Below are 26,355 nucleotides of genomic sequence, written 5' to 3'. Positions count from 1 at the left end.
ATCATGAGTCAAAGCAAACTGTATCCGGTCGTGATGGCTGGAGGCTCTGGTAGCCGGTTGTGGCCGCTGTCCCGCGTGCTCTATCCAAAACAGTTCCTCTGCCTGAAAGGGGAGCTCACCATGCTGCAGACGACGGTGAACCGTCTGAACGGCGTGGAGTGTGAAAGCCCGGTGGTGATCTGTAACGAACAGCATCGCTTTATTGTTGCCGAGCAACTGCGCCAGCTGAACAAACTGACAGAAAACATCATTCTGGAGCCTGCCGGACGTAACACCGCGCCGGCCATTGCCCTGGCGGCACTGGCAGCAAAACGCAGCAGCCCGGAGTGTGACCCGCTGATGTTGGTACTGGCTGCGGACCATGTCATCCAGCAGGAAGAGACCTTCCGCGATGCGGTTCGCGCCGCTATCCCCTATGCCGAAAACGGTAAGCTGGTGACCTTTGGTATCGTGCCGGACATGCCGGAAACCGGCTATGGCTATATTCGTCGCGGTGATGTGACACCAGGCGAAGGCGACAGCGTGGCATTCGATGTGGCGCAGTTTGTCGAAAAACCGAATCTGGATACCGCGCAGGCCTATGTTGCCAGCGGGGAGTACTACTGGAACAGCGGCATGTTCCTGTTCCGCGCGGGGCGTTACCTCGAGGAGCTGGAGAAATATCGCCCGGATATTTTGCGCGCCTGTGAAAAAGCGATGAACGTCACCGACCCGGATCTCGATTTTATTCGCGTCGACGAAGCGGCATTCCTGGCCTGCCCGGAAGAGTCCGTGGACTACGCGGTAATGGAACGTACCGCCGATGCGGTGGTCGTGCCGATGGACGCGGGCTGGAGCGATGTGGGTTCGTGGTCATCCCTGTGGGAGATCAGTGCGCATACCGCAGAGGGCAATGTCCATCATGGCGATGTCATTAGCCATAAAACCGAAAACAGCTACGTGTATGCCGAGTCCGGCCTGGTGACTACCGTGGGGGTCAAAGACCTGGTAGTTGTGCAGACCAAAGACGCCGTGCTGATTGCAGACCGCAACGCCGTTCAGGATGTCAAAAAAGTGGTTGAGCAGATCAAAGCCGACGGCCGCCACGAGCACCATATCCACCGCGAAGTGTACCGTCCGTGGGGGAAGTATGACTCCATTGATGCCGGTGACCGCTATCAGGTGAAACGCATCACCGTGAAGCCGGGCGAGGGGCTGTCGGTGCAGATGCACCACCATCGCGCGGAGCACTGGGTAGTGGTGGCGGGAACCGCCAAAGTGACCATCGACGGCGAAATCAAACTGCTGGGTGAAAACGAATCCATCTACATCCCGCTGGGTGCAACCCACTGCCTGGAAAACCCAGGGAAAATTCCTCTCGACTTAATTGAAGTGCGCTCAGGCTCCTATCTTGAAGAGGATGACATCGTCCGCTTCCAGGATCGCTACGGGCGAGTGTAACCGCGCACTTGTTTGCCAGATAGCGTGTCGCTTACCTGGCCTGTGAATAAATAAGAATGAAATTGGCCCGGGTATGGGTCGGGCCAACTGTTGCCTGAATAAGGGGTAATCATGGAAAAGTTAACCTGTTTTAAAGCCTACGATATTCGCGGCAAGCTGGGCGAAGAGCTGAACGAAGACATTGCCTGGCGTATTGGCCGCGCCTACGGCGAATATTTAAAACCGCAAACTATCGTGCTGGGCGGCGACGTGCGCCTCACCAGCGAGTCCCTGAAGCTGGCGCTGGCAAAAGGGCTGCAGGACGCGGGCGTGGACGTGCTGGATATCGGCCTGTCCGGTACCGAAGAGATCTATTTTGCGACGTTCCACCTGGGGGTGGATGGCGGTATCGAAGTGACCGCCAGCCATAACCCGATGGACTACAACGGCATGAAGCTGGTGCGCAAGGGCGCCCGTCCTATCAGTGGTGACACCGGCCTGCGTGATGTGCAGCGCCTGGCGGAAGCCAACGATTTCCCGCAGGTCGATGAAGCCCGGCGCGGCAGCTACAAACAAATTAATCTGCAAAACGAGTATATCGACCACCTGCTGGGCTACATCAACGTGGCGAACCTGAAGCCGCTGAAGCTGGTGATCAACTCCGGCAACGGCGCGGCCGGCCCGGTGGTGGATGCGCTGGAGGCCCGCTTTAAGGCGCTGAATGTGCCGGTGACCTTTATCAAGGTTCACAACACCCCGGATGGCAACTTCCCGAACGGTATTCCCAACCCGCTGCTGCCTGAATGCCGCGACGACACCCGCAACGCGGTGATCGAGCACGGCGCGGATATGGGCATCGCCTTTGACGGCGACTTTGACCGCTGCTTCCTGTTTGACGAGAAAGGACAGTTTATCGAGGGGTATTACATCGTCGGCCTGCTGGCGGAAGCCTTCCTCGAGAAAAACCCGGGGGCAAAAATCATTCACGATCCGCGTCTCTCCTGGAACACGGTGGACGTGGTGAAGGCGGCAGGCGGCACGCCGGTGATGTCGAAAACCGGCCACGCCTTTATTAAAGAGCGTATGCGTGAAGAAGACGCCATTTATGGCGGCGAGATGAGTGCGCACCACTACTTCCGCGATTTTGCTTACTGCGACAGCGGGATGATCCCGTGGCTGCTGGTCACAGAGCTGCTCTGCCTGAAGGGACAGACCCTGGGTGAGCTGGTGCGCGACCGCATGGCCGCCTTCCCGGCGAGCGGTGAGATTAACAGCAAGCTGGCACAGCCTGCCGAGGCGATTGCCCGCGTGGAGCATCATTTTGCCCTCCACGCGCTGGAGATTGACCGCACCGACGGGATCAGCATGGCCTTCCCGCAGTGGCGCTTCAACCTGCGTTCATCGAATACCGAGCCGGTAGTGCGTCTGAACGTGGAGTCCCGCGCCGACACGGCGATGATGGAAGCACGAACAAAGGACATTCTGGCGCTGTTGAATCAGTAATACGAAAACCTCCCCCTTACCCCGCCTTCTCCCCATTGGCGAGAGGGCGGTGCGAGGGGAAAGGTAACGAAAGGAACAACGATGACAAATCTAAAAAAGCGCGAGCGAGCCAGAACGAATGCATCGTTAATCTCAATGGTGCAGCGTTTTTCGGATATCACCATCATGTTCGGTGGGCTGTGGGTGGTGTGTAAGCTCAGTGGGCTCTCGTTTTTATACATGCACCTGCTGATGGCGCTGATTGCGCTGGTGGTTTTCCAGATGATTGGCGGTATGACCGATTTTTATCGCTCATACCGTGGCGTAAAAATGACCACGGAGCTGATGTTATTACTGCAAAACTGGACGCTGAGCCTCATCTTCAGCGCAGGCCTGGTGGCCTTTAGCAGCGCTTTCGACAACAGTTTCAGTACTTATTTTTACTGGTATCTGCTGACCAGCGTCGGCATGGTCACCTGCCGCTCGCTGATTCGCTTCGGCGCGGGCTGGTTGCGCAATCGGGGGTATAACAAGCGTTATGTGGCGGTAGCAGGGGATCTCCCGGTGGGGCTGGCCCTGATGGAGAGCTTTCGCAATGAGCCGTGGCTGGGTTTCGACGTAGTAGGGGTGTATCACGACGCCAAACCTGGCGGGGTGACCGCTGACTGGGCAGGTAACTACGAGCAGCTGATTGAGGATGCCAAAGCCGGCAAAATCCACAATGTTTATCTCGCCATCCCGATGAGCGAAGAGTCCTGCATCAAAAGGCTGATGCGAGAGCTGGCCGACACAACCTGTTCGGTGATCCTGATCCCTGACGTCTTTACCTTCAACATCCTCCATTCACGCATTGAAGAGGTTAACGGCGTGCCGGTCGTGCCTCTGTACGACACACCGCTCTCGGGTATCAACCGGGTACTGAAGCGCGTAGAGGACATCATCCTCTCGTCCTTGATTCTGTTACTGATCTCTCCGGTGCTGTGCGCCATTGCGCTGGCGGTGAAGTTCAGTTCGCCTGGACCAATCATCTTCCGACAGACCCGCTACGGTATGGACGGTAAGCCTATCAAGGTCTGGAAATTCCGCTCAATGAAGGTGATGGAGAATGACACGGTGGTGACGCAGGCGACGCAGAACGATCCGCGCGTAACCCGCGTGGGTAATTTCCTGCGCCGTACCTCTCTTGATGAGCTGCCACAGTTCATCAATGTGCTGACCGGCGGTATGTCCATCGTGGGCCCGCGACCGCATGCGGTTGCGCACAACGAGCAGTATCGTGCGCTGATTGAAGGCTACATGCTGCGCCATAAAGTGAAGCCAGGTATTACCGGCTGGGCGCAGATTAACGGCTGGCGCGGTGAGACCGACACGCTTGAGAAGATGGAAAAACGAATTGAATTTGACCTGGAATACATCCGCGAATGGAGCGTCTGGTTCGATATCAAAATCGTTTTCCTGACGATCTTCAAAGGCTTTGTGAACAAAGCGGCGTACTAAGATGAGCTTACGAGAAAAAACCATCAGCGGCGCCAAATGGTCAGCCATGGCCACTATCATCATCATCGGCCTTGGGCTGGTACAGATGACGGTGCTGGCGCGCATCATCGATAATCACCAGTTCGGTCTGCTGACCGTATCGCTGGTGATTATCGCCCTCGCCGATACTCTCTCGGATTTCGGCATCGCCAACTCCATTATCCAGCGCAAAGAGATTAGCCACCTGGAATTGACCACGCTTTACTGGCTGAACGTCGGGCTGGGACTGTCGGTCTTCGTGGTGGTGTTTCTGCTGAGCGATGTGATTGGTCATGTACTGAACAACCCGGATTTGGCCCCGCTGATTCGCACGCTGTCATTTGCCTTCGTATTGATCCCGCACGGGCAGCAGTTCCGCGCGCTAATGCAGAAGGAGCTGGAGTTCAACAAAATTGGCATGATTGAGACCAGTTCGGTACTGGCGGGCTTTACCTTTACCGTGATTAGCGCTCACTTCTGGCCGCTGGCGATGACCGCGATCCTGGGTTATCTGGTCAACACGGCGGTGCGTACCCTGCTGTTTGGCTATTTTGGCCGCAAGATTTACCGCCCCGGTTTGCACTTCTCCCTAAAGTCGGTCTCCTCCAACCTGCGCTTTGGCGCCTGGCTGACGGCCGACAGCATTATCAACTATGTGAATACCAACCTCTCAACCCTGGTGCTGGCGCGTATTCTCGGTGCCAGCGTCGCCGGGGGCTACAACCTGGCTTATAACGTGGCGGTGGTCCCGCCGATGAAGCTCAACCCGATCATCACCCGCGTACTCTTCCCGGCCTTTGCCAAAATTCAGGATGATACTGAGAAGCTTCGGGTGAATTTCTACAAGCTGCTTTCGGTGGTGGGGATTATCAACTTTCCGGCGCTGCTGGGGCTGATGGTGGTTTCCAACAACTTTGTTCCGCTGGTCTTTGGCGAGAAATGGGTCTCGATCGTTCCCATTCTGCAACTGCTATGCGTGGTGGGTCTGTTGCGCTCGGTAGGTAATCCGATTGGTTCACTGCTGATGGCGAAAGCGCGCGTGGACATTAGCTTTAAATTCAATGTGTTCAAAACGTTCCTGTTTATTCCGGCCATTATCGTGGGTGGACACATGGCCGGTGCGATCGGCGTGACGCTGGGCTTCTTGCTGGTACAGATAATCAATACCGTTCTGAGCTATTTCGTGATGATCAAACCGGTGCTGGGTTCCAGCTACCGTCAATACATCCTGAGCCTGTGGCTGCCGTTCTACCTTTCGTTACCGACGCTTGCGGTGAGTTACGGCTTAGGGGTTGCCCTCGGCGGTCACCTGGCGCTGGGGGCCTTGCTGGCGGCGCAGATTGCCTCAGGGGCGCTGGCGTTCGTGGTCATGATTGTGCTGTCGCGTAATGCGCTGGTGGTGGAGTTGAAACGCCAGTTTTGCCGCAGCGAAAAGATGAAAACCTTATTGCGTGCAGGATGAGGGCCAAAGGCCGCATCCGCTGAATGAAGAACCCCTTTTAGAGGTCATTATGAAATTATTGATTCTTGGCAACCACACCTGCGGTAACCGCGGCGACAGCGCCATTCTGCGCGGTCTTCTGGATGCTATTAACACGCTTGCGCCTGAGACAGAAGTGGATGTAATGAGCCGCTATCCGGTGAGCTCCTCCTGGTTACTGAATCGCCCGGTGATGGGCGATCCGCTCTTTTCACAGATGAAGCAACATAACAGTGCGGCGGGCGTGGTGGGACGCGTCAAAAAAGTGCTGCGCCGTCGCTATCAACATCAGGTGCTCTTATCCCGTGTGACCGACACCGGCAAGCTGCGCAATATTGCGATTGCCCAGGGGTTTACTGATTTTGTGCGCCTGCTGTCGGGCTATGATGCGATTATTCAGGTGGGCGGCTCCTTCTTTGTCGACCTCTATGGCGTGCCGCAGTTCGAACATGCGCTCTGTACGTTTATGGCGAAAAAACCGCTGTTTATGATTGGTCACAGCGTGGGGCCATTCCAGGATCCGCAGTTTAATCAGCTGGCCAACTACGTGTTTGGCCATTGTGACGCGCTGATTCTGCGCGAATCCGTGAGCCTGGATTTGATGAAGCGTAGCGATATCGACACCAGCAAAGTCGAGCATGGCGTTGATACGGCCTGGCTGGTGGATCATCAGACGGAAAACTTTCAGCCGAGCTACGCGGTGCAGCACTGGCTTGACGTAGCGGCGAAGCAGAAAACCGTTGCCATTACCCTGCGCGAACTGGCGCCTTTCGACAAACGTCTGGGCACAACGCAGGCTGCTTATGAGAAAGCTTTTGCCAGCGTGGTAAATCGTATCCTGGAGAGTGGCTACCAGGTGCTGGCGCTCTCTACCTGTACCGGGATCGACAGCTATAACAAAGATGACCGCATGGTGGCGCTGAACCTGCGCGAGCATGTCAGCGATCCGTCCCGTTATCACGTGGTGATGGATGAACTGAACGACCTTGAGATGGGCAAACTGCTGGGTGCCTGTGACCTGACGGTGGGAACCCGTCTGCACTCGGCTATCATCTCCATGAACTTTGCCACCCCGGCCATTGCCATCAACTATGAACACAAGTCGGCGGGCATTATGCAGCAGTTGGGGATGCCGGAGATGGCTATCGATATCCGTCACCTGCTGGATGGCTCGCTGGAGGCGATGGTCGCCGATACGCTGGGCTCGCTGCCCACGGTTAATGAACGTCTGGCGGTTGCCGTGAAGGCCGAGCGCGAAAATGGCCTTAGCATGGTGAAATCGGTTCTCGATCGCATCGGGGAGGAGAAATGAAGGTTGGTTTCTTCTTGCTGAAATTCCCGCTGTCGTCAGAAACCTTTGTCTTAAATCAGATCACCGCGTTTATTGATATGGGATATGACGTGGAGATTGTCGCCCTGCAAAAGGGCGATACGCAGAACACCCATGCGGCCTGGACTGATTATAATCTTGCGGCAAAAACGCGCTGGCTGCAGGTAGAGCCGCAGGGACGACTGGCAAAATTGCAATACCGTGCGCTGCGTACCCTGAGTGGTATGCATCGCCCCGCCACCTGGAAGGCGCTGAATGTCTCCCGCTATGGCGCGGAATCGCGCAATCTTATCCTCTCTTCTATTTGCGGCCAGACGCCGCAACCGCATCGGGCAGATGTTTTCATCGCCCACTTTGGTCCGGCGGGCGTTACGGCCGCCAAACTGCGTGAACTGGGCGTGATCGAAGGCAAAATCGCTACCGTGTTTCACGGGATCGATATCTCCAGCCGCGATGTGCTCAGCCACTACACGCCCGAATACCAACAGCTGTTTAAGCGCGGCGATATGATGCTGCCCATCAGCGACTTGTGGGCTGGGCGCCTGAAAACGATGGGATGCCCGACAGAGAAAATTACCGTCTCCCGCATGGGCGTGGACATGGATCGCTTTACCCAGCGTCCGGTCAAAGTGCCGGGTAAACCGTTGCAGATAATTTCCGTGGCGCGCCTGACCGAGAAGAAGGGGCTGCACGTGGCCATCGAGGCCTGCCGTCAGCTGAAAGCGCGCGGTGTCGATTTCCATTATCGCATTCTGGGTATCGGTCCCTGGGAGCGTCGTCTGCGCACGCTTATTGAGCAGTATCAGCTGGACTCTCATGTTGAGATGCCGGGCTTCAAGCCCAGCCACGAAGTGAAAGCGATGCTCGACGAAGCCGATCTCTTTCTGCTGCCCTCCATTACCGGTACCGACGGGGATATGGAAGGCATTCCGGTGGCCTTAATGGAGGCGATGGCCGTGGGGATCCCGGTGGTCTCCACCGTGCATAGCGGGATCCCGGAGCTGATTGAACCCGGCCATTCCGGGTGGCTGGTGGCGGAAAATGATGCGCAGGCACTGGCCGATCAGCTTGCCGCCTTTGGCGATATCGATAACGACACGCTGACGCCGGTTGTGCATAACGCTCGCCGTAAGGTGGAGACCGATTTTAACCAGCAGCACATTAATCATCAGCTGGCCAGTCTGTTACAAACGCTTTAAAACGGAGGCTCTATGCCGAAATCCATGACGCGACGCACGTTCGTCACTACCTGTTCATTGCTGGCGGTAACGCCTCTGGTAGGTGTGCGCGCCGCGACAAAGAGCGGCACGGTGAATATCCGCGATTATAACAACCGCGACTGGATCGCCGCCTTTAAGCAGGCCTTTGCCGAAAGCGATACGGTGGAAGTTCCGGCAGGATTGACCTGCGAGAACATCAACACCGGGATTTTCATTCCCCAGGGTAAAACCTTGCTGATACGCGGCGCGCTAACCGGCAATGGTCGCGGTCGCTTCGTTCTGCAGGATGGCTGTAAAGTTATAGGGGAAGGGGAGGGGAGAACCGAAAACATCACTCTCGATGTACGCGGTTCGAACTGCGAGATCAAAGGGCTGACCATGAGTGGATATGGGCCCGTTACGCAGATCTATATCGGCGGTAAAAAACCGAAGGTGATGCGCAATCTGCTGATCGATAACCTGACGGTAACCAAAGCTAACTACGCCATCCTGCGGCAGGGATTCCACAATCAGGTTGATGGCGCGAAAATCACCAACTGTCACTTCAGTTACCTGCAGGGGGATGCCATCGAGTGGAACGTGGCGATCAATGACCAGAACATCCTGATTTCTGACCACGTTATCGACCATATTGACTGCACCAACGGTAAGATCAACTGGGGGATAGGTATCGGTCTGGCGGGTAGCACTTACGACAATGAGTACCCTGAAGATCAGTCGGTAAAAAACTTTGTCGTGGCCAACATCACCGGCAGCAACTGCCGCCAGCTGGTGCATGTTGAGAACGGTAAACATTTTATCATTCGCAACGTCAAGGCCCGAAATATCACGCCGGACTTTAGCAAAAAAGCGGGTATTGATAACGCAACGGTGGCGATCTATGGCTGCGATAACTTTGTCATTGATAACGTTGAAATGGTCGACAGCGCAGGCTTTCTCATTGGCTATGGCGTGATCAAAGGGAATTATCTCTCCATCCCGCAAAACTTTAAACTGAACGATATCCGGCTGGATAATCGTCGTGCGGATAAAAAATTGCGTGGGATCCAAATCTCTTCAGGCAACGCGACGTCGTTTGTCGCTATCACCAATGTGAACATCCAGCGCGCCTCTCTTACCCTACACAACAAACCGCAACACCTCTTTATGCGCAATATTCACGTGATGCAGGAGGCGACGACCGGCCCGGCGTTGAAGCTTAACTTCGACCTGCGCAAAGACGTTAGGGGCAAGTTTATGGCTAAGGAGGAAACGCTTCTGTCACTGGCGAACGTGAAGGCGGTGAATGAGAAGGGGCAGAGCTCGGTGGATATCGACCGGATGGATCAACATGTGGTGAATGTGGATAGGTTGAATTTTGCGCTGCCACGAAGATGATTTTTAGCCATTTTGCGATGATTCCTGATCTCAAACGTGATGAATAGGAATGCAACTACTGTAAATGATGGGGAGATTGCGTAATCTATGTCCCGATCAGAACATTTCGAAGTGGCGAAAAGAGCCTAAAAAGCTATAATTCGTCAACCATTTTAAGGTGGAAGAAATAATGATTAATTTGAAAGCAGTCATACCGGTAGCGGGTTTGGGCATGCATATGCTGCCAGCCACTAAGGCTATTCCTAAAGAGATGCTGCCGATCGTTGACAAGCCGATGATTCAGTACATTGTCGACGAGATTGTTGCTGCAGGGATCAAAGAAATCGTTCTGGTCACGCATTCATCAAAGAATGCAGTCGAAAACCACTTCGACACCTCTTACGAACTTGAAGCGTTGCTTGAGCAGCGTGTTAAGCGTCAGCTTCTGGCCGAAGTGCAGTCTATCTGCCCGCCAGGAGTGACGATTATGAACGTTCGACAGTCACAGCCCCTTGGCCTTGGCCACTCAATTTTGTGCGCGCGTCCGGTTGTGGGTGATAACCCGTTTGTGGTTGTGCTGCCGGACATTATTCTCGATAACGCAACAGCTGACCCGCTGCGCTACAACCTGGCTGCCATGGTTGCACGTTTTAATGAGACAGGGCGTAGCCAGGTGTTGGCTAAGCGTATGCATGGCGACCTGTCCGAATACTCTGTGATTCAGACTAAAGAACCGCTGGACTCTGAAGGTAAAGTTAGCCGTATTGTTAACTTTATTGAAAAACCGGATCAACCGCATACCCTGGATTCCGATCTGATGGCTGTTGGTCGCTACGTGCTCAATGCTGAAATCTGGGCAGAACTGGAGAAAACTGAGCCAGGTGCCTGGGAGCGTATCCAGTTGACGGATGCTATTGCTGAGCTGGCCAAGAAGCAATCAGTAGATGCGATGCTGATGACTGGCGAAAGCTACGACTGCGGTAAGAAGATGGGTTACATGCAGGCGTTTGTTCAGTATGGGCTGCGGAATCTGAAGGAAGGCCAGAAGTTTAGGAAGAGTATAAGCGAGCTATTAGGCAAGTAGTGCTTTCTAAAATAAGCTTACAAAACAATGCCTTAATAATATAGCAGCTGAACATGCCAAAATACTATTTTGGCATGTAGCTTTCTTTTTTATTGATGCAAAACAGATTTGCTATCGGTATTCTATGTTTTGTAAAGGTTGATATCTTGTCGTAAATGCGACTGGATAAGTTACAAGAAACAAAGAACTTAGGAATTTAGTGAGGGCATTTCAGGTATATTATTAGTTGACTGGTAGCTGTTGAGCCAGGGCGGTAGCGTGATTATGGTAAAACGGAGAATCGTAAGATCATAAAATGTATGCTTAACTTCCCAGCATGTTTAATATGGCATGCCAATAATGTATATGTTGAAATTGATAGGCTGGATAGTATCTAACAAAGTATTTACATCATTAATCGAAGGTAGCTATGAACATAACGGATAAAAAAATTGGGATCATTGGATTGGGCTATGTTGGCCTGCCGCTCGCAGTTGAATTCGGTAAAAAATTTACAACAGTTGGGTACGATATTAATTCTCGTAGAGTTGATGAATTAAAAAATGGCGTTGACTCAACCTTAGAAGTCACTGATGAAGAGCTGAACACCTCTTCGGGTTTGGCATTTACCACAGATATTGAAGATGTACGACAGTGCAACGTTTTTATTGTGACAGTGCCGACTCCAATTGATGTCCATAAGATGCCTGATTTGACACCTCTGATAAGCGCGAGCAAGATAATCGCTCAAGTTATCAAAAAAGATGATATTGTCATTTATGAATCAACTGTTTATCCAGGCGCAACAGAGGATGATTGTATTCCAGTTATCGAACAATATTCTGGGCTCAAATTCAATAAAGATTTCTTTGCAGGTTATAGTCCTGAGCGTATTAACCCTGGTGATAAAAAACATCGTGTAACCACAATCAAAAAAGTTACATCTGGTTCAACGCAGTATATTGCTGATGTTGTTGATGCGATTTACAATGAAGTTATTATCGCAGGTACGCATAAAGCAGAGTCTATCCGCGTTGCTGAAGCAGCAAAAATCATTGAGAATACTCAGCGCGATCTGAATATTGCATTAGTTAATGAATTAGCAATTATATTCAATCTAATGGGGATTGATACTGAGGCTGTTTTAAATGCTGCTGCAACAAAATGGAATTTTTTGCATTTCAAACCCGGCTTAGTTGGCGGTCATTGTATTGGTGTTGATCCATATTATCTAACGCATAAAGCACAGTCGATTGGTTATTTGCCTAATGTGATCTTATCTGGACGGCGAATTAATGATGGGATGGGGGGATACATTGCTAATCAATTGATTAAAGCGATGATCAAAAAACGTATCCAGGTTGATGGCGCTAATATTTTAGTGATGGGATTAACATTCAAAGAAAACTGCCCTGATCTGAGAAATACACGTATAACGGATATTGTATCTGTATTAAAAGAATATAATACAAATATCGATGTCTATGATCCATGGTGTTCGCCTGAGGTTGCTAAAGAAGAGTACAACCTTGAAGTTATGACTAGATTTGACCAGCTTGATAAAAAATATGATGCTGTGCTAATTGGTGTATCTCATGATGAATTTATTGAATTGGGCATCGATAGGATAAACAAACTGTGCAACGAAAATAAAGTGACATATGATATTAAAAATATCTTTTCCAAAGATGCTTGTGATTTAAGACTGTAGATTATTTATGCACTTTTCTGTTTAGAGGGGAGTGCATTTTTTTTGGGATATGTGATTAATGATTATTAAAAGTAAAATAGTTCCTGTAATTCTATCCTGTTTTTTACTTTTCTTTGCAATACGATATATTTATACAGATATATTTTATCCGCAATTTTCATATATGGGTTTTACTTTAAGAGATGTTGATGACAATAATATCTATTTTACACTGTTTTTCTTGCTCTCAATAATATCATTTGGCTCGTTTCTACCAAGTGAAATAAACTCGGCAAATAAATTATTATTAGTATTAAGTTTCTTTGTGATTTATATTCCAACTTTGGCTTTGCTAACTCTTGTTTCCGAATCATCTTATCTGCACTATATATTACTATATGTGACCTTATCAATTTGCATACTCATTCAAGCAATTTTTGCAAAGACAGGAATAGTGAATTTACGGATTCCTGTCTTTTCCGTCAAAGCTTATCTGTGCACTTTTTTTATTATAATGGCTTGCGCTCTTTGTCTTGTTATTTTTAACTATAAATTTAGTCTTGCTAATATATTTAACATATCGGATATTAGCGGACTCTATAATATAAGAGGGGATTTCCGAGAGCAAAACTCGGAAGTGCCAAGGTTAGCTATATACGCACTAACAATAAGTGCGAAAGTCTTGGTTCCTTTCATGCTTTTTTATGGCATTGAAAGGAAAAAAATAAATATCATAGTTATTTCTTTGATAATACAATTATTGCTATTTCTGATTACTGGTCAGAAAAGTGTATTCTTAGGTTGGTTCTTAGTGTTAGGCTTTTGTTTATTTATGCGCAAAAGAAACATACTGACGCTTCGTTCTATATGTTATATTTTGGCATTATCGTTTGTGCTAGCTTTAACTTTGAATTGGATGGGAAGTCAGGCCTTGTTATTATTTGTCATCAGACGAATATTTATCATGCCAGGTGTGTTAGGAGCGTATTATCATGATTTCTTTATTAACCACCCCAATATGTATCTGTCGTACTCATTCTTGTCTCCATTTATAGAAAATATTTACAATGCCACTCCTCCATTTGTAATAGGCGAGTATTATTTTTCTCGTGCTGAAATGTCAGCCAATGTTAACTATCTTATGGCGGCGTTTGCTGATTTCTCTTTGTTAGGTATGGTTGTCTATACATTAATACTTTGTAGTATTTATAAAGTAATAGATTGCATTGTAATATTTAAAAATAATATCCGAACGTTATCCTTAATGCTTCTTCCAACATGGGCATTACTAGACAGTTCATTACCTACAGTCATTCTTACTCACGGTTTACTTGCAATACTTTTATTAACGATAATTTGCCCTTTTAAAAGGATTTTTCCGTGATTAAGAGTCTGTTGAAAGTGTTTGGTGGTAATGTTTTTGTTCAGGCTCTAGGGTTATTGACTGTACCGCTTTTGACAAAAGTCTACTCGCCTGGCGAAATGTCATATCTTGGGACATTTACCTCCTGCATTGCTATTATATCAGTATTTATTTCATTGAGGGCTGAAAATAATTTATTCATAATACGTGAAGAGAAAGATTGCCGAGAATTCGTATTCTTTCTCTACCTGCTGGCAATAATTGTAACACCAATTATATTTTCTCTGATATTCATTTTTTTTATATTCAATCCACTAGGCACAGACCAAAAGGTTTTCCTACTGTCTGTTTTTGGCGGGTTTACATATTCCTGTTTTAATATTAAATATAATCATCTTGTAAGGATTGGTGCTGAGAACAATTATATAATTCTACGTGTAATAAGAATGGTTATTGAGTCATTGGCTGTGGTTGTAGCTTGGATGCTAGACTTTAATATATATTGGTTTATTACAATAATAGCTTTTTCGTATTTATTGCCTGCATTCATTAAAAATAAAAAAAATAGAGTCACAGCGCAAGGAAATGAAAGTTTTGTTGAAGTTTTAAAAAATGGCAAGAGTATATTTCTTCAAATTCTAGTAAATATAAAATACGATTTCCCAGCTTCTATATTTAGCATGGTAACAATTTACTTACCGATAATTTATTTCTTTCTAATGGATGAAAAAATATTTTCAGGTGTTTACTTTGCTATCAATAGATTCATTGGAGCACCTAGCCTGCTTGTTGCTCAATCGTTCGGCGTGACGTTAAAACAGTATGCGGCTGAAGAATATCTGAAACTTGGGACGTGTATTAACTCAACGAAAAGAGCTATAAAGATTTTATTTATCTATATGATACCTCTCTATATTTTTGGGGTATTTGTATTTTACGTTATGTATGAGTATTTCCTCTCAAACGAATGGAAAAGTGTTTTTTTGACAGGAGGTGTCCTTATTCCATTGTTTTTCACTCGTTACTTTTTTAACTGTTTTGCTAATATAGTTTATATCAAAGGGTTGTTTAGAGAAAATTTAATTTTTCAATTATTATCTACAACCTTGGCTTTTGCTTCATTATATTTACCGACATCTCTTCCTGATAAAATATATATATTTTCAATTGTAATGCCACTCTATTATATTTTTTATTTAATTTATTTGCTTATTAAAGCATTTCAGCGAAATCAAGAGGAAATATGTTGATTAATGTTTTTGCTTGTATCTTTACCCCTTTTTTTATATTGAAGCTTATAAGCGAACGTTCTAGACTGCTGAGTTTATTAAGAGTCAAAACATATAAAATGTTAGGCGCTATTATTAGCAGCGATGTGAGAATTCAACGCCAAGTAAGATTATACGGTGTCAAAAACATCATCATTAACGAAGGATCATTCCTTGGCGAAGGAACTAAATTGGTTGCCTATGATGCAAATATCTCAATCGGTAGAAATTGTTTGATTGCTGCTGATTGTATAATGATAACCCGCAATCATAACTATTCTGTCAGAGAGATTGATATAAAAAAACAAGGGTACTCAAATAAACCTATCGTAATTAAAGATAATGTATGGTTGGGTTATCGCGTGGTTATCCTTCCAGGGATCACTATTGGCGAAGGTGCCATTGTGGCTGCTAATTCAGTAGTAACAAAAAATATTGAGCCTTATGCGATATATGGAGGGAATCCTGCGAAGTTAATAAAATCCAGAGGGAATGATGAAGATATTTCACATTTGTAATAACTATGTATCTAGTTTAGTTCATGAGAAATTAATTGAAAATTTAGCAAAGCCTCTTTACAAAAATAAGCAGTTGGTATATATACCTACAAGAGAAAGGGTTGTAGGGGGGAGTTCTAATCATGATTTTACATTAGCATATGATCATGTAATCACCCCAAAACTTATAAAGTTTTTCCCTTTACTGAAAGTCCTTAAGGTTTTTTATTCAGTCGTTAGTAAATATAGAAGGGAATTGAAAAATGCTGATCTAATCGTTGGATATACTCTCTGGTCAGATGGGGGTATTTGCTTTTTAATTTCAAAATTATTCAAGAAAGAATATATATTATGTGTGAGAAATACCGATCTAAATATTTTTTTGAAATATTTAAAGCATTATAGAGTGCTTCAGCGATATATATTCAATAATGCAAAGTATGTTGTATTCATATCTTATGCAAATTACAATACAGCAATTGATAGGTATCAGAATGTATTTCCAAAGGCAGATAAGATAAAAATAATACCAAATGGTGTGGATGATTACTGGTTGGAAAACATAAATTGTTATAGACCAAAAACAAAAGATAACGAAAATTTTATAAAACTTATATATGTTGGTAGATTAGATAGTAATAAAAATTTAATTAGTACCTACCAGGCATGCCTACAATTGTTAGACTCTAAATATCAAGTTTTTTGGACTATTATCGGTGGAGAGGTTGTAGAGCTAATTGATTTTTTGAAGTTAAAGTCTCTTCCTGCGTGGATTTCTCATTTCCCGACGACTAATGATAAAGATTTTATCAGGCAAAAATATCAAGAAAATGACGTTTTCATCATGCCTTCATACCGTGAAACATTTGGTTTAGTGTATGTTGAAGCGATCACTCAAGGTTGTGTATGTATTTGTAGTTCAGGGCAAGGTATTGATGGTTTCTTCGATGGTTTTAATGTGATCGAAACCTGCAATCCGCATCAAGTTGAATCTATAAAAAATGCAATAATCTGTGCACTTAAGAAAAGTGAAAGCATTAAAAGTAATGAGCTTCCATCTTATTTGATTGATAATTTTTCATGGACTGGCGTTGCAAAAAAATACGTTGATTTGTTTACGGGGAAATAAAATTGAAAAAAATAATACTTGTTCGTCACGGTGAGGTTACACCATACGATGGAGATTTCCCACGATATCTCAGAACGGGGCAAATGTTTTTTCATTTCACATCAAAAGGTCTTGATTGCGATTGGTATACATCTACATTTAATCATTTTAATAAAAAACAAAGAAAAAGCGAAAGTTTCGAAAAAGTGATTAATGAACACGGCAAAGTTGTGTATGTGAAATCTCCTGGATATACACGAAACATTTCGGTGGCGCGAATTTATGATCATTTTAGTTGGGGGCTGAAAGTTTTACTCAAAGTTTATCGTGATAGGCATAATGTCGATGTCATCATAACCTCTGTGCCGACGATCTCTGCAACATTTTTTCTTGTGTTATTAGCTAAATTGTTAAATAAGAAAGTCGTCGTTGAAATTAGAGATAAATGGCCAGATATATTTTGGATGTCATCCCGAGGTATGAAGCGGAAGATAATATATTTCTTATCTTTACCATTCAAATTAATGGTTAAATGGGCGGTTGAAAATAGTACGATTTCTACAGTTCCTTCATTAAGTTTTTCAAATTGGCTAAAAGGCTTCGTTAATAAAAAAGCACATAATAAAATAAAATTGTCATATCTTGGTTATAACAAGGAATCATATCCAACTTTTGACGGTAGTGAAGTCATTCGCCAAATGAATTCCGATGCCGCTGGTCGCAGAAAAATAGTATTCGTAGGTACGATTGGGTATATGTTTGATTTAGAGACTGTCGTGAAGGCAGCGGAAAAACTGGATGGGTGTAGTCAGTATTTTTTTGCAATGTTTGGTAATGGAGATACAATTGGATATTGGAAGGAAAGGACAAAGAAACTTTCTAATATTAGATTCTATGGTTGGGTTGATAAATATCATATTGATTATCTATTGAATACTGCGAGTGTAGGGCTTGCTCCATATATTAATAATGATAATTTTGATGGGCATGTTCCCAACAAAATAATGGAGTACACCGCATATGGTTTGCCTATACTCTCATCGTTAAAAGGTCATGTTGCAGATTTTCTTAGTGATAATGATTTTGGAGCAACTTATAAAAATGGTAACCACGATGATCTAATTGATGCAATTAGTAAAATCATCAAAAATATTGATAGAGAAAGTGAAATTAATTCAAGAATGAAATTTCATTATAATGAGCACTTTAGGTCAGATAAAATTTACGACGATCTTCTGGATGAAATAAATGAAAATTGATGTGGTTTTAATATTGTTTTAATGATTGATATATCTGTTTTGATTAAAAATTTAACACCAAGTTGAAGGTGGTTGTATTTTTATTTCTATAAAGATATATTGTATATTAACTTTATCCATTTTATAGTAAGTTGATTAATCAACCGCACGTAAGTTGCGGTGACCACAGCTGACAGGAGTATGTAATGTCTAAGCAACAAATCGGCGTCGTCGGTATGGCAGTGATGGGGCGCAACTTGGCGCTCAACATCGAAAGCCGTGGTTATACCGTCTCCGTTTTCAACCGCTCCCGTGATAAGACCGAAGAAGTGATTGCCGAGAACCCGGGCAAGAAACTGGTTCCGTTCTACACGGTGCAGGAGTTTGTTGAATCTCTGGAAACGCCTCGTCGTATCCTGTTAATGGTGAAAGCGGGTGCAGGTACGGATGCTGCTATCGATTCACTGAAACCGTATCTGGATAAAGGCGACATCATTATTGATGGCGGTAATACCTTCTTCCACGACACCATTCGTCGTAACCGTGAACTGTCTGAGGAAGGCTTCAACTTCATAGGTACAGGTGTATCCGGCGGTGAAGAGGGCGCTCTGAAAGGTCCATCCATCATGCCTGGTGGCCAGAAAGAAGCATACGAGCTGGTTGCGCCAATCCTGACCAAAATCGCTGCAGTTGCTGAAGATGGTGAACCTTGTGTGACCTATATCGGTCCGGACGGTGCAGGTCACTATGTGAAGATGGTTCACAACGGTATCGAGTACGGCGACATGCAGCTGATCGCTGAAGCTTACGCATTGCTGAAAGGTGGCCTGAACCTCTCTAACGAAGAACTTGCGGAAACTTTCACTGAGTGGAACAACGACGAGCTGAGCAGTTACCTGATCGACATCACCAAAGATATTTTCACCAAGAAAGACGAAGACGGTATATATCTGGTTGACGTGATTCTGGATGAAGCTGCGAACAAAGGTACCGGTAAGTGGACTAGCCAGAGCTCTCTGGATCTGGGCGAGCCACTGTCTCTGATTACCGAATCTGTATTTGCTCGTTATATCTCTTCTCTGAAAGAGCAGCGTGTCGCCGCATCTAAAGTGTTGAGCGGTCCGCAAGCTAAACCTGCCGGTGACAAAGCTGAATTCGTTGAGAAAGTGCGTCGTGCACTGTACCTCGGTAAAATCGTTTCTTACGCTCAGGGCTTCTCTCAGCTGCGCGCTGCATCTGACGAGAACAACTGGGATCTTAACTACGGCGAAATCGCGAAGATTTTCCGCGCGGGTTGTATTATCCGTGCGCAGTTCTTGCAGAAGATCACCGATGCGTACGCTGAAAATGCCGGTATCGCTAACCTGCTGCTAGCACCATACTTCAAGCAGATCGCGGATGACTACCAGCAGGCACTGCGTGATGTTGTGGCTTATGCGGTTCAAAATGGTATTCCGGTACCGACTTTCTCTGCAGCTGTCGCTTACTATGACAGCTACCGAGCCGCTGTCCTGCCTGCAAACCTGATTCAGGCGCAGCGTGACTATTTTGGTGCACATACATACAAACGCGCTGATAAAGAAGGTGTGTTCCACACCGAGTGGTTAGAATAATATATTTAATAATGAAAAGCCCGGGTGTTTGCCGGGCTTTTTTTTTATTTTTCTTATTGCATTTTCAGTACGATTACACTTGGCGCACAATGGACATTGTGCTGTGATCAAGAAAATCTGAAATGCTTTTACTTTGGTTGATCACATTTCATCGAAGCGTTAAAATTATTAATTCTTATCGGGATGTCTACGCATCATGATTCTTAATTAAGTTAATTCTGAGAACACGAAATGAAAATTGCCATTTCTGGAACGGGATACGTTGGCCTTTCGAACGGGTTGTTAATTGCTCAGCAACATGAGGTCATCGCTTTAGATATTATTCCTGAGCGAGTGCAAATGTTAAATGCCAGGAAATCTCCTATTGTCGATAAAGAAATTGAGCAATATTTAAAGCTAGATACTATTCGATTCAAAGCGACAGTTGATAAAGACTTGGCTTACAAAGACGCCGATTTTGTTATCATTGCCACACCTACAGATTACGATCCTAAAACGAACTATTTTAATACATCAAGTGTTGAGTCTGTCATCACTGACGTAGTTCGAATCAACCCCAGCGCAGTAATAGTCATTAAATCGACTGTGCCGGTTGGTTTTACTGACGCAATGAAAAAGAAATACGGTACCGAAAATATTATTTTTTCGCCTGAGTTTTTACGTGAGGGGAAAGCGCTTTATGATAACTTACACCCTTCTCGCATTGTCATTGGTGAACGTTCCGCTCGAGCTGAAAAATTCGCCACCTTATTGCAGCAAGGGGCAATAAAACAGAATATTCCTGTTCTGTTTACAGATTCGACGGAAGCCGAAGCCATCAAGCTTTTTGCTAACACCTACCTGGCTATGCGCGTTGCCTACTTCAACGAGCTCGATAGCTATGCCGAGAGCCTGGGGCTGAATACCAGGCAGATCATTGAAGGGGTTTGTCTCGACCCGCGGATTGGCAATCACTATAACAATCCCTCTTTTGGCTACGGTGGCTATTGCTTGCCAAAAGATACTAAGCAGCTGCTGGCTAACTACCAATCGGTGCCAAACAACATTATTTCGGCCATCGTAGATGCCAACCGCACACGTAAAGACTTTATTGCCGATTCCATCCTGGCGCGCCAGCCTAAAGTGGTCGGTATCTATCGTTTGATCATGAAAAGTGGTTCCGATAACTTTCGCGCGTCCTCTATTCAGGGGATTATGAAACGTATCAAGGCGAAAGGTATCCCGGTCATCATTTACGAGCCCGTAATGCAGGAAGATTCATTCTTTAATTCCCGTGTGGTTCGTGAGCTGGACGCCTTCAAAGAAGAAGTCGATGTCATTATCTCTAACCGTATGGCAGAAGACCTTATCGACGTTGCCGACAAGGTCTACACCCGCGATCTCTTTGGCAATGGTTGAAAACCTTGAATGCCCGGCTTGTCCGGGCATTATTTTTATATTGCACCAGCTTCCATCAGGCTAACTATAGGAAAAATTCATCCTGAAAAGGCAATCCGATACTGCGTATTTAGCAAATGCCCCGTAAACCCTCGCCCAGTCTGAACTGACCCCATAAACCTGGACAGTAATAATCAACTCGTCGATGTGGTCCGGGTCCGGTACTCTACCGGGCTCAGGCCCTTTAACTTCACTTTTATTCGTTCATGGTTGTAATAGTGGATATACTTTTCCACCGCCTGACGAAGCTCTCTGACGCTGCTAAATTTCTTAAGGTAAAAACATTCTGATTTCAGTGTCCCGAAGAAGCTTTCCGCCACGGCATTATCCAGACAGTTTCCTTTCCGTGACATGCTCTGCGTCAGCCCATGTGCTTTCAGTTGTGCCTGCCAGCGTTGCATCTGATATTGCCAGCCCTGGTCCGAATGTAACACCGGTGTCTCCCCCGGGCACAGTGTCGCCAGCCCTCTCCAGCATCGTGCTGACCATGTTCATCGCCGGACGTTCCGACATCACATGCGAGACAACTTCTCCGTTAAACGGGTCGATAATCGGCGACAGATACAACTTCAGGCCCGCCACGTCGAACTCTGTCACGTCCGTCACCCACTTTTCGTTTGGCCGTGTGGCCCTGAAGTTCCGCTGCAGGACATTGGGGGCGATTTTTCCCTTCTCTCCTTTCCAGGAACGGTATTTTTTCACCCGGATCACAGCTTTCAGGGACTGCTCGTTCATCAACCGCTGCACCGTTTTGTGATTCACATGCTCGTGCTCTCTGGTGAGAAGCGCCGTTATCCGTCGGTATCCATAGCATCCTTTATGATGCTGGTATATCTGGCTGATTTTTTGCTTTAACTGTGCGTGTTTATCCGGCCGGTTGCGGACCGACTGCTGATAATACCAGGTACTACGGACCATTCCTGCGGCAGCCAGCAGGTCCCGCAGGGCATGAATATTCCTCAGCTCACGAACTATTTCTGCTTTTTCTTTTGCTGAGCCAGGGCTTTCAGCTTTTTTAAGTAATCGACCTCTGCACGCAGATACCGCAACTCGACCAGCAACTCGTCACGGGTGAGCTCCTCAGTGTTAGCGCCAATGATATAAGACGGTAATTCACCATTTGAAATGTCCGCTCCACCCAACATGTTGTTTCCTTGAGGTTCTCACACCAGAAAGGACATCGACATGCTGAGCAGAGAGGACTTTTACATGATAAAACAAATGCGTAAGCAGGGTGCGTACATTATCGACATTGCAACTCAGGTGGGTTGCTCTGAACGCACCGTCAGACGGTATCTTAAATACCCTGAACCACCGGCCAGAAAGACGCGCCATAAAATGACCAAACTGAAGCCGTTTATGGATTATATAGATACACGTCTGGCCGAAAATGTCTGGAATGGCGAGGTCATCCTCGCAGAAATCAAAGCGATGGGTTACACCGGTGGTCGCTCCATGCTGCGCTATTACATCCAGCCCAAACGCAAAATGCGCCCGTCGAAGAAAACAGTCCGCTTCGAAACCCAGCCCGGTTACCAGCTGCAGCACGACTGGGACGAAGTTGAGGTGGAGGTCGCCGGGCAGCGATGCAAAGTTAACTTCGCGGTTAATACGCTGGGGTTCTCCCGTCGCTTCCATGTCTTTGCCGCGCCAAAGCAGGATGCTGAACATACCTATGAGTCGCTGGTTCGCGCCTTCCGCTACTTCGGTGACAGTGTGAAAACCGTACTGGTTAATAACCAAAAAGCGGCGGTGCTGAAAAATAACAATGGGAAAATGGTGTTCAACTCCGGGTTCCTGTTGCTGGCCGACCACTATGACTTCCTGCCGCGTGCCTGCCGTCCGCGCAGGGCCAGAACCAAAGGTAAGGTGGAGCGGATGGTGAAATATCTCAAGGAGAACTTCTTCGTCCGCTATCGCAGGTTCGACAGCTTCGCTCATGTTAACCAGCAACTGGATCAATGGCTGATGTGGCTGACAAACGGGAGCTTCGCCAGTTCAGACAGACCCCTGAACAGCGCTTCGCGCTCGAGCAGGAGCATCTGCAACCGTTGCCTGATACGGACTTCGATACCAGCTACTTCGACATCCGCCATGTGTCCTGGGACAGCTATATCGAGGTTGGCGGCAATCGCTACAGCGTTCCCGAAATGCTGTGTGGCCAGCCGGTCTCGATACGCATATCGCTGGATGATGAGTTGCGGATCTACAGTAATGAGCAGCAGGTGGCATCACATCGGCTCTGTTCAGCATCATCTGGCTGGCAAACGGTGCCGGAACATCATGCCCCGCTCTGGCAGCAGGTCAGCATGGTGGAGCATCGCCCACTGAGTGCGTATGAGGAGCTGCTGTGATGCATGAACTTGAAGCGCTGCTGAGTCGCCTGAAAATGGAGCACCTGAGCTATCACGTTGAAAGCCTGCTGGAGCAGGCTGCAAAAAAAGAGCTGAACTACCGGGAGTTCCTGTGTATGGCGCTGCAGCAGGAATGGAACGGCAGACATCAGCGCGGAATGGAGTCCCGTCTGAAACAGGCCCGGCTGCCGTGGGTCAAAACGCTGGAGCAGTTCGACTTCAGCTTCCAGCCAGGTATCGATCGTAAGGTCGTCAGGGAGCTGGCCGGTCTGGCGTTCGTGGAGCGCTGCGAGAATGTGATCCTGCTGGGGCCTCCCGGAGTGGGGAAAACCCACCTGGCCGTAGCCCTCGGCGTGAAAGCGGCGGATGCAGGTCACCGGGTGTTGTTCATGCCACTCGACAGGCTGGTAGCGACCCTGATGAAAGCGAAGCAGGAAAACCGGCTGGAGCGTCAACTACAACAGCTGAGCTATGCGCGGGTGTTGATCCTGGATGAAATAGGCTACCTGCCGATGAACAGAGAGGAAGCCAGCCTGTTCTTCCGCCTGCTGAACAGACGGTATGAAAAAGCGAGCATAATCCTGACATCAAACAAAGTCTTCGCAGACTGGGGAGAGATGTTCGGCGATAACGTACTGGCAACGGCGATCCTGGATCGGTTGCTGCACCACTCAACTACAGTGAATATAAAAGGAGAAAGTTACCGGTTGAAGGAAAAACGCAAAGCCGGAGTACTGGCCAAAAACGCAACGCCAATCAGTGATGATGAAATGGCGGAAAGCGGACAACAGAAGTGATCAAATAGCGGACATTAAAAATGGCGAAAAGGGGGGGCGGACGATTTCCTGGACTCTCAGGAGATAAATTATGCATTCCGAAACTAAACGCCTTCGCGCTATTGAACTCTACTTCAAATATGGCAAAAAAATCGTCGCTGTTGTTCGTGAGTTGGGCTACCCCTCAGAGCGGAACCTCCGGTGATGGGTGCAGGCATGGGAAGCCAGCGGGGGGATATCAGTTGCTTCCCACGCAAAGAACGATACTCTGATGCGCAGAAACAGGCCGCCATCGACCACTACCTTACGCACGGCTGCAGCCTTGCCTTTACCCGAAGGGAGCTGGGATACCCACTGCAGTGCACTTCTTATTCGCTGGATAGATGAACTCCATCCCGGCAGGCGACGCATCCACACCAGTGTGCAAAACGCCAGCGCGCCCTTTAGGCCTGAGATGAAGCTACAGGCCGTCAGGGACCTGTGCACCCGCCCCCCCCCCGCCAAGAAAATCGCCCAGGGCGTGGGCGTCAGCCGGCAGGTGTTGTATAAATGGAAAGACGAGGCCATCGGCGATGAGACGTACCAGTCCATGCGAAAAAAAGACGACCCCTCCCTTATCCAGGAACGTGATGCGCTTCGGGAAGAGCTTGCCCGGCTCACTCAGGCGGTAAAACGCCAGCAGCTGGAGCTGGATATCCTGAGGAAGGCGGAGGAAATAATAAAAAAAGCTCCGGGCATCAGCGTCAGCCCCCTGACAAACAGGGAAAAGTCGAAGATCGCTGATGCCCTGAGAGATACCCATCTGCTGCCGGTGCTGCTGAGCACCCTGCGGCTTGCCCGCAGCAGCTATTTTTATCAACGTGCAGCATTGCGGGCCGGTGATAAACACGCTGGTGTGCGCGTCAGTCTGTCGGAGCTCTTCCATGCCAACTATCGGTGTTACGGCTACCGCCGCTTGCACGCAATGCTCCGTCATGAAGGAGTCCGGCTCTCTGAAAAAGTCGTGCGCAGGCTGATGTCTGAAGAGAAGCTTGTTGTTAGCACAGCCCGTCGGCGGCGTTACAGCTCGTACTGCGGAGAAATTGGCCCGACCCCTGACAATCTTCTTGCGAGGGACTTTAATGCTGAGTTGCCAAATTAGAAGTGGCTGACGGATATCACGGAGTTCCATCTGCCCGCAGGCAAAGTGTGGCTGTCACCTGTGGTGGACCGCTTCGACGGTAAAGTGGTGAGCTGGTCGGTAGGCACCCGGCCAGACGCGATGCTGGCCAACAGCATGCTGGAAAGCGGGATCGGCACGCTGAAACCGCATGAACGTCCGATAATACACTGTGATCGCGGTGGGCATTACCGGTGGCCGGGGTGGTTACAGAGAATATCCTCCTCGGGCCTGGTGCGCTCCATGTCGCGCAAAGGCTGCTCTCCGGATAATGCAGCGTGCGAAGGGTTCTTCGGGCGGCTGAAAAACGAGATGTACTACGGTCGCAACTGGTCAGGCGTAACAGTAGATGACTTTATAAAGCAGGTGGATGGCTACATCCGCTAGTACAATGGTCATCGGATCAAACTGTCGCTGGGAGCAGTGAGCCCTGAAACGTACCGGCAAAGACTGGGGTTAATCTAATCAATCAGTCCAGGAAATCGTCCGCCCCCCCAAAACGGTCATAAATCTTGGCGTTGACATCAGCAGGTTTTGCTGCGCTCACCGGCGAACGTGTCGCTTGTACAGGGATGTTTTTTGTTTTCACGTGGTGTCGTTTCCTCTTCTGCAGTCCTGCTTCACCGGCAGCTTCATAAGCATCAAACCAGCGTTTCACCACTTTATTATCGGACACATTGAACCGGACTGCGGCTTCACGAAAAGAGAGATGCTCTTTCTGCAGGGTTTTCACTACGTTAAGTTTAAAAGCCTGCGTGTAACCGGCGACTTTCCAGGTGATACCGTCGATACCATGCAACTGCCATGAGGCCACCCAGTGGCTGACGGTGGATTTGTGGAGGCCAAAATGCGCAGCGGTCCTTTTTATTCCACCCTGACAATACTTCACGACAGCAATGCGAAATTCCAGTGTGTAACTGGGGTTGCCCATAAATTGCACCTTACTCAGTTGGTGTCCAACTTTTGGGGTGCAGTTCAGTCGGGCGG

At 47.6% G+C, this 26,355-nt stretch carries 18 protein-coding genes and 3 pseudogenes; 19 read left to right on the top strand and 2 right to left on the bottom strand.

Features of this window, described 5'->3' with window-relative positions; genetic code table 11:
* Positions 1-3: 3 nt before the first annotated feature.
* The 16 genes from cpsB to ugd all read left to right on the top strand — a co-directional run bounded on the left by cpsB (position 4) and on the right by ugd (position 21,040).
* Positions 4-1,440 (top strand): mannose-1-phosphate guanyltransferase, encoded by a 1,437-nt coding sequence (gene cpsB / locus JZ655_RS13580; protein WP_040074898.1) that lies wholly within the window; start codon positions 4-6, stop codon positions 1,438-1,440.
* A gap of 111 nt (positions 1,441-1,551) precedes the next feature.
* Positions 1,552-2,922 (top strand): phosphomannomutase/phosphoglucomutase, encoded by a 1,371-nt coding sequence (cpsG, locus tag JZ655_RS13575; protein WP_207292051.1) that lies wholly within the window; start codon positions 1,552-1,554, stop codon positions 2,920-2,922.
* Between the two features lie 81 nt (positions 2,923-3,003).
* Positions 3,004-4,398, top strand: a complete 1,395-nt coding sequence (gene wcaJ / locus JZ655_RS13570) for an undecaprenyl-phosphate glucose phosphotransferase (protein ID WP_040074900.1) — start codon at positions 3,004-3,006, stop codon at positions 4,396-4,398.
* Position 4,399: 1 nt separating this feature from the next.
* Positions 4,400-5,878 (top strand): MOP flippase family protein, encoded by a 1,479-nt coding sequence (wzxC, locus tag JZ655_RS13565; protein WP_207292050.1) that lies wholly within the window; start codon positions 4,400-4,402, stop codon positions 5,876-5,878.
* A gap of 49 nt (positions 5,879-5,927) precedes the next feature.
* Complete coding sequence (gene wcaK, locus JZ655_RS13560; protein WP_207292049.1) at positions 5,928-7,208, top strand: colanic acid biosynthesis pyruvyl transferase WcaK; 1,281 nt, start codon at positions 5,928-5,930, stop codon at positions 7,206-7,208.
* On the top strand, positions 7,205-8,425 hold the full coding sequence (gene wcaL / locus JZ655_RS13555; protein ID WP_207292048.1) for a colanic acid biosynthesis glycosyltransferase WcaL: 1,221 nt from the start codon (positions 7,205-7,207) through the stop codon (positions 8,423-8,425). Before wcaK ends, wcaL begins: the two co-directional genes overlap by 4 nt.
* 12 nt (positions 8,426-8,437) lie before the next feature.
* Positions 8,438-9,823, top strand: coding sequence for a colanic acid biosynthesis protein WcaM (gene wcaM / locus JZ655_RS13550; protein ID WP_207292047.1), 1,386 nt, complete (start codon positions 8,438-8,440; stop codon positions 9,821-9,823).
* A 169-nt stretch (positions 9,824-9,992) separates the two neighbouring features.
* The gene (galF, locus tag JZ655_RS13545; protein WP_207292046.1) at positions 9,993-10,886 is read left to right on the top strand and encodes a UTP--glucose-1-phosphate uridylyltransferase GalF; all 894 of its coding nucleotides are present in this window, start codon (positions 9,993-9,995) and stop codon (positions 10,884-10,886) included.
* A 409-nt stretch (positions 10,887-11,295) separates the two neighbouring features.
* On the top strand, positions 11,296-12,576 hold the full coding sequence (gene tviB / locus JZ655_RS13540; RefSeq protein ID WP_207292045.1) for a Vi polysaccharide biosynthesis UDP-N-acetylglucosamine C-6 dehydrogenase TviB: 1,281 nt from the start codon (positions 11,296-11,298) through the stop codon (positions 12,574-12,576).
* A 58-nt stretch (positions 12,577-12,634) separates the two neighbouring features.
* Positions 12,635-13,939, top strand: a complete 1,305-nt coding sequence (locus JZ655_RS13535; protein WP_207292044.1) for a hypothetical protein — start codon at positions 12,635-12,637, stop codon at positions 13,937-13,939.
* Complete coding sequence (locus JZ655_RS13530) at positions 13,936-15,168, top strand: polysaccharide biosynthesis protein (protein WP_207292043.1); 1,233 nt, start codon at positions 13,936-13,938, stop codon at positions 15,166-15,168. The genes JZ655_RS13535 and JZ655_RS13530 overlap by 4 nt, the downstream gene beginning before the upstream one ends.
* Complete coding sequence (locus JZ655_RS13525) at positions 15,162-15,704, top strand: acyltransferase (protein WP_242637272.1); 543 nt, start codon at positions 15,162-15,164, stop codon at positions 15,702-15,704. The genes JZ655_RS13530 and JZ655_RS13525 overlap by 7 nt, the downstream gene beginning before the upstream one ends.
* A complete protein-coding gene (locus JZ655_RS13520; protein WP_207292042.1) occupies positions 15,679-16,812 on the top strand; it encodes a glycosyltransferase family 4 protein in 1,134 nt (377 codons plus the stop codon). The genes JZ655_RS13525 and JZ655_RS13520 overlap by 26 nt, the downstream gene beginning before the upstream one ends.
* A gap of 2 nt (positions 16,813-16,814) precedes the next feature.
* Positions 16,815-18,050: a glycosyltransferase family 4 protein gene (locus JZ655_RS13515; RefSeq protein WP_207292041.1), complete on the top strand. Its 1,236-nt coding sequence runs from the start codon at positions 16,815-16,817 to the stop codon at positions 18,048-18,050.
* 185 nt (positions 18,051-18,235) lie between these two features.
* On the top strand, positions 18,236-19,642 hold the full coding sequence (gene gndA, locus JZ655_RS13510; protein WP_207292040.1) for an NADP-dependent phosphogluconate dehydrogenase: 1,407 nt from the start codon (positions 18,236-18,238) through the stop codon (positions 19,640-19,642).
* A gap of 231 nt (positions 19,643-19,873) precedes the next feature.
* Positions 19,874-21,040 carry a UDP-glucose 6-dehydrogenase gene (gene ugd / locus JZ655_RS13505; protein WP_207292039.1) on the top strand — a complete coding sequence of 389 codons (1,167 nt, stop codon included), beginning with the start codon at positions 19,874-19,876 and terminating at the stop codon, positions 21,038-21,040.
* Positions 21,041-21,213: 173 nt separating this feature from the next.
* On the opposite strand, the pseudogene JZ655_RS13495 reads toward ugd, so the two are convergent.
* A pseudogene (locus JZ655_RS13495) lies at positions 21,214-22,161 on the bottom strand (IS3 family transposase); the annotation flags it as partial.
* 103 nt (positions 22,162-22,264) lie between these two features.
* Here JZ655_RS13495 and istA point away from each other — a divergent pair.
* The 3 genes and pseudogenes from istA (at position 22,265) to JZ655_RS13475 (ending at position 25,833) form a co-directional block, all read left to right on the top strand.
* Positions 22,265-23,433 (top strand): annotated as a pseudogene (gene istA, locus JZ655_RS13485) (IS21 family transposase).
* A complete protein-coding gene (istB, locus tag JZ655_RS13480) occupies positions 23,433-24,230 on the top strand; it encodes an IS21-like element helper ATPase IstB (RefSeq protein ID WP_207293851.1) in 798 nt (265 codons plus the stop codon). Before istA ends, istB begins: the two are co-directional and overlap by 1 nt.
* Positions 24,231-24,300: 70 nt before the next feature.
* Positions 24,301-25,833: pseudogene (locus JZ655_RS13475) on the top strand (IS3 family transposase).
* A gap of 4 nt (positions 25,834-25,837) precedes the next feature.
* Here the strand turns inward: JZ655_RS13475 and JZ655_RS13470 are convergent.
* The gene (locus JZ655_RS13470; protein ID WP_207292036.1) at positions 25,838-26,299 is read right to left on the bottom strand and encodes a helix-turn-helix domain-containing protein; all 462 of its coding nucleotides are present in this window, start codon (positions 26,297-26,299) and stop codon (positions 25,838-25,840) included.
* Positions 26,300-26,355 lie beyond the last annotated feature (56 nt).

Source organism: Leclercia pneumoniae (assembly GCF_017348915.1).
In the GTDB taxonomy this organism is placed as follows: domain Bacteria; phylum Pseudomonadota; class Gammaproteobacteria; order Enterobacterales; family Enterobacteriaceae; genus Enterobacter; species Enterobacter pneumoniae.
Note: the sequence above shows the minus strand (reverse complement) of the source record. Positions and strands in the feature narration are given on the sequence as shown.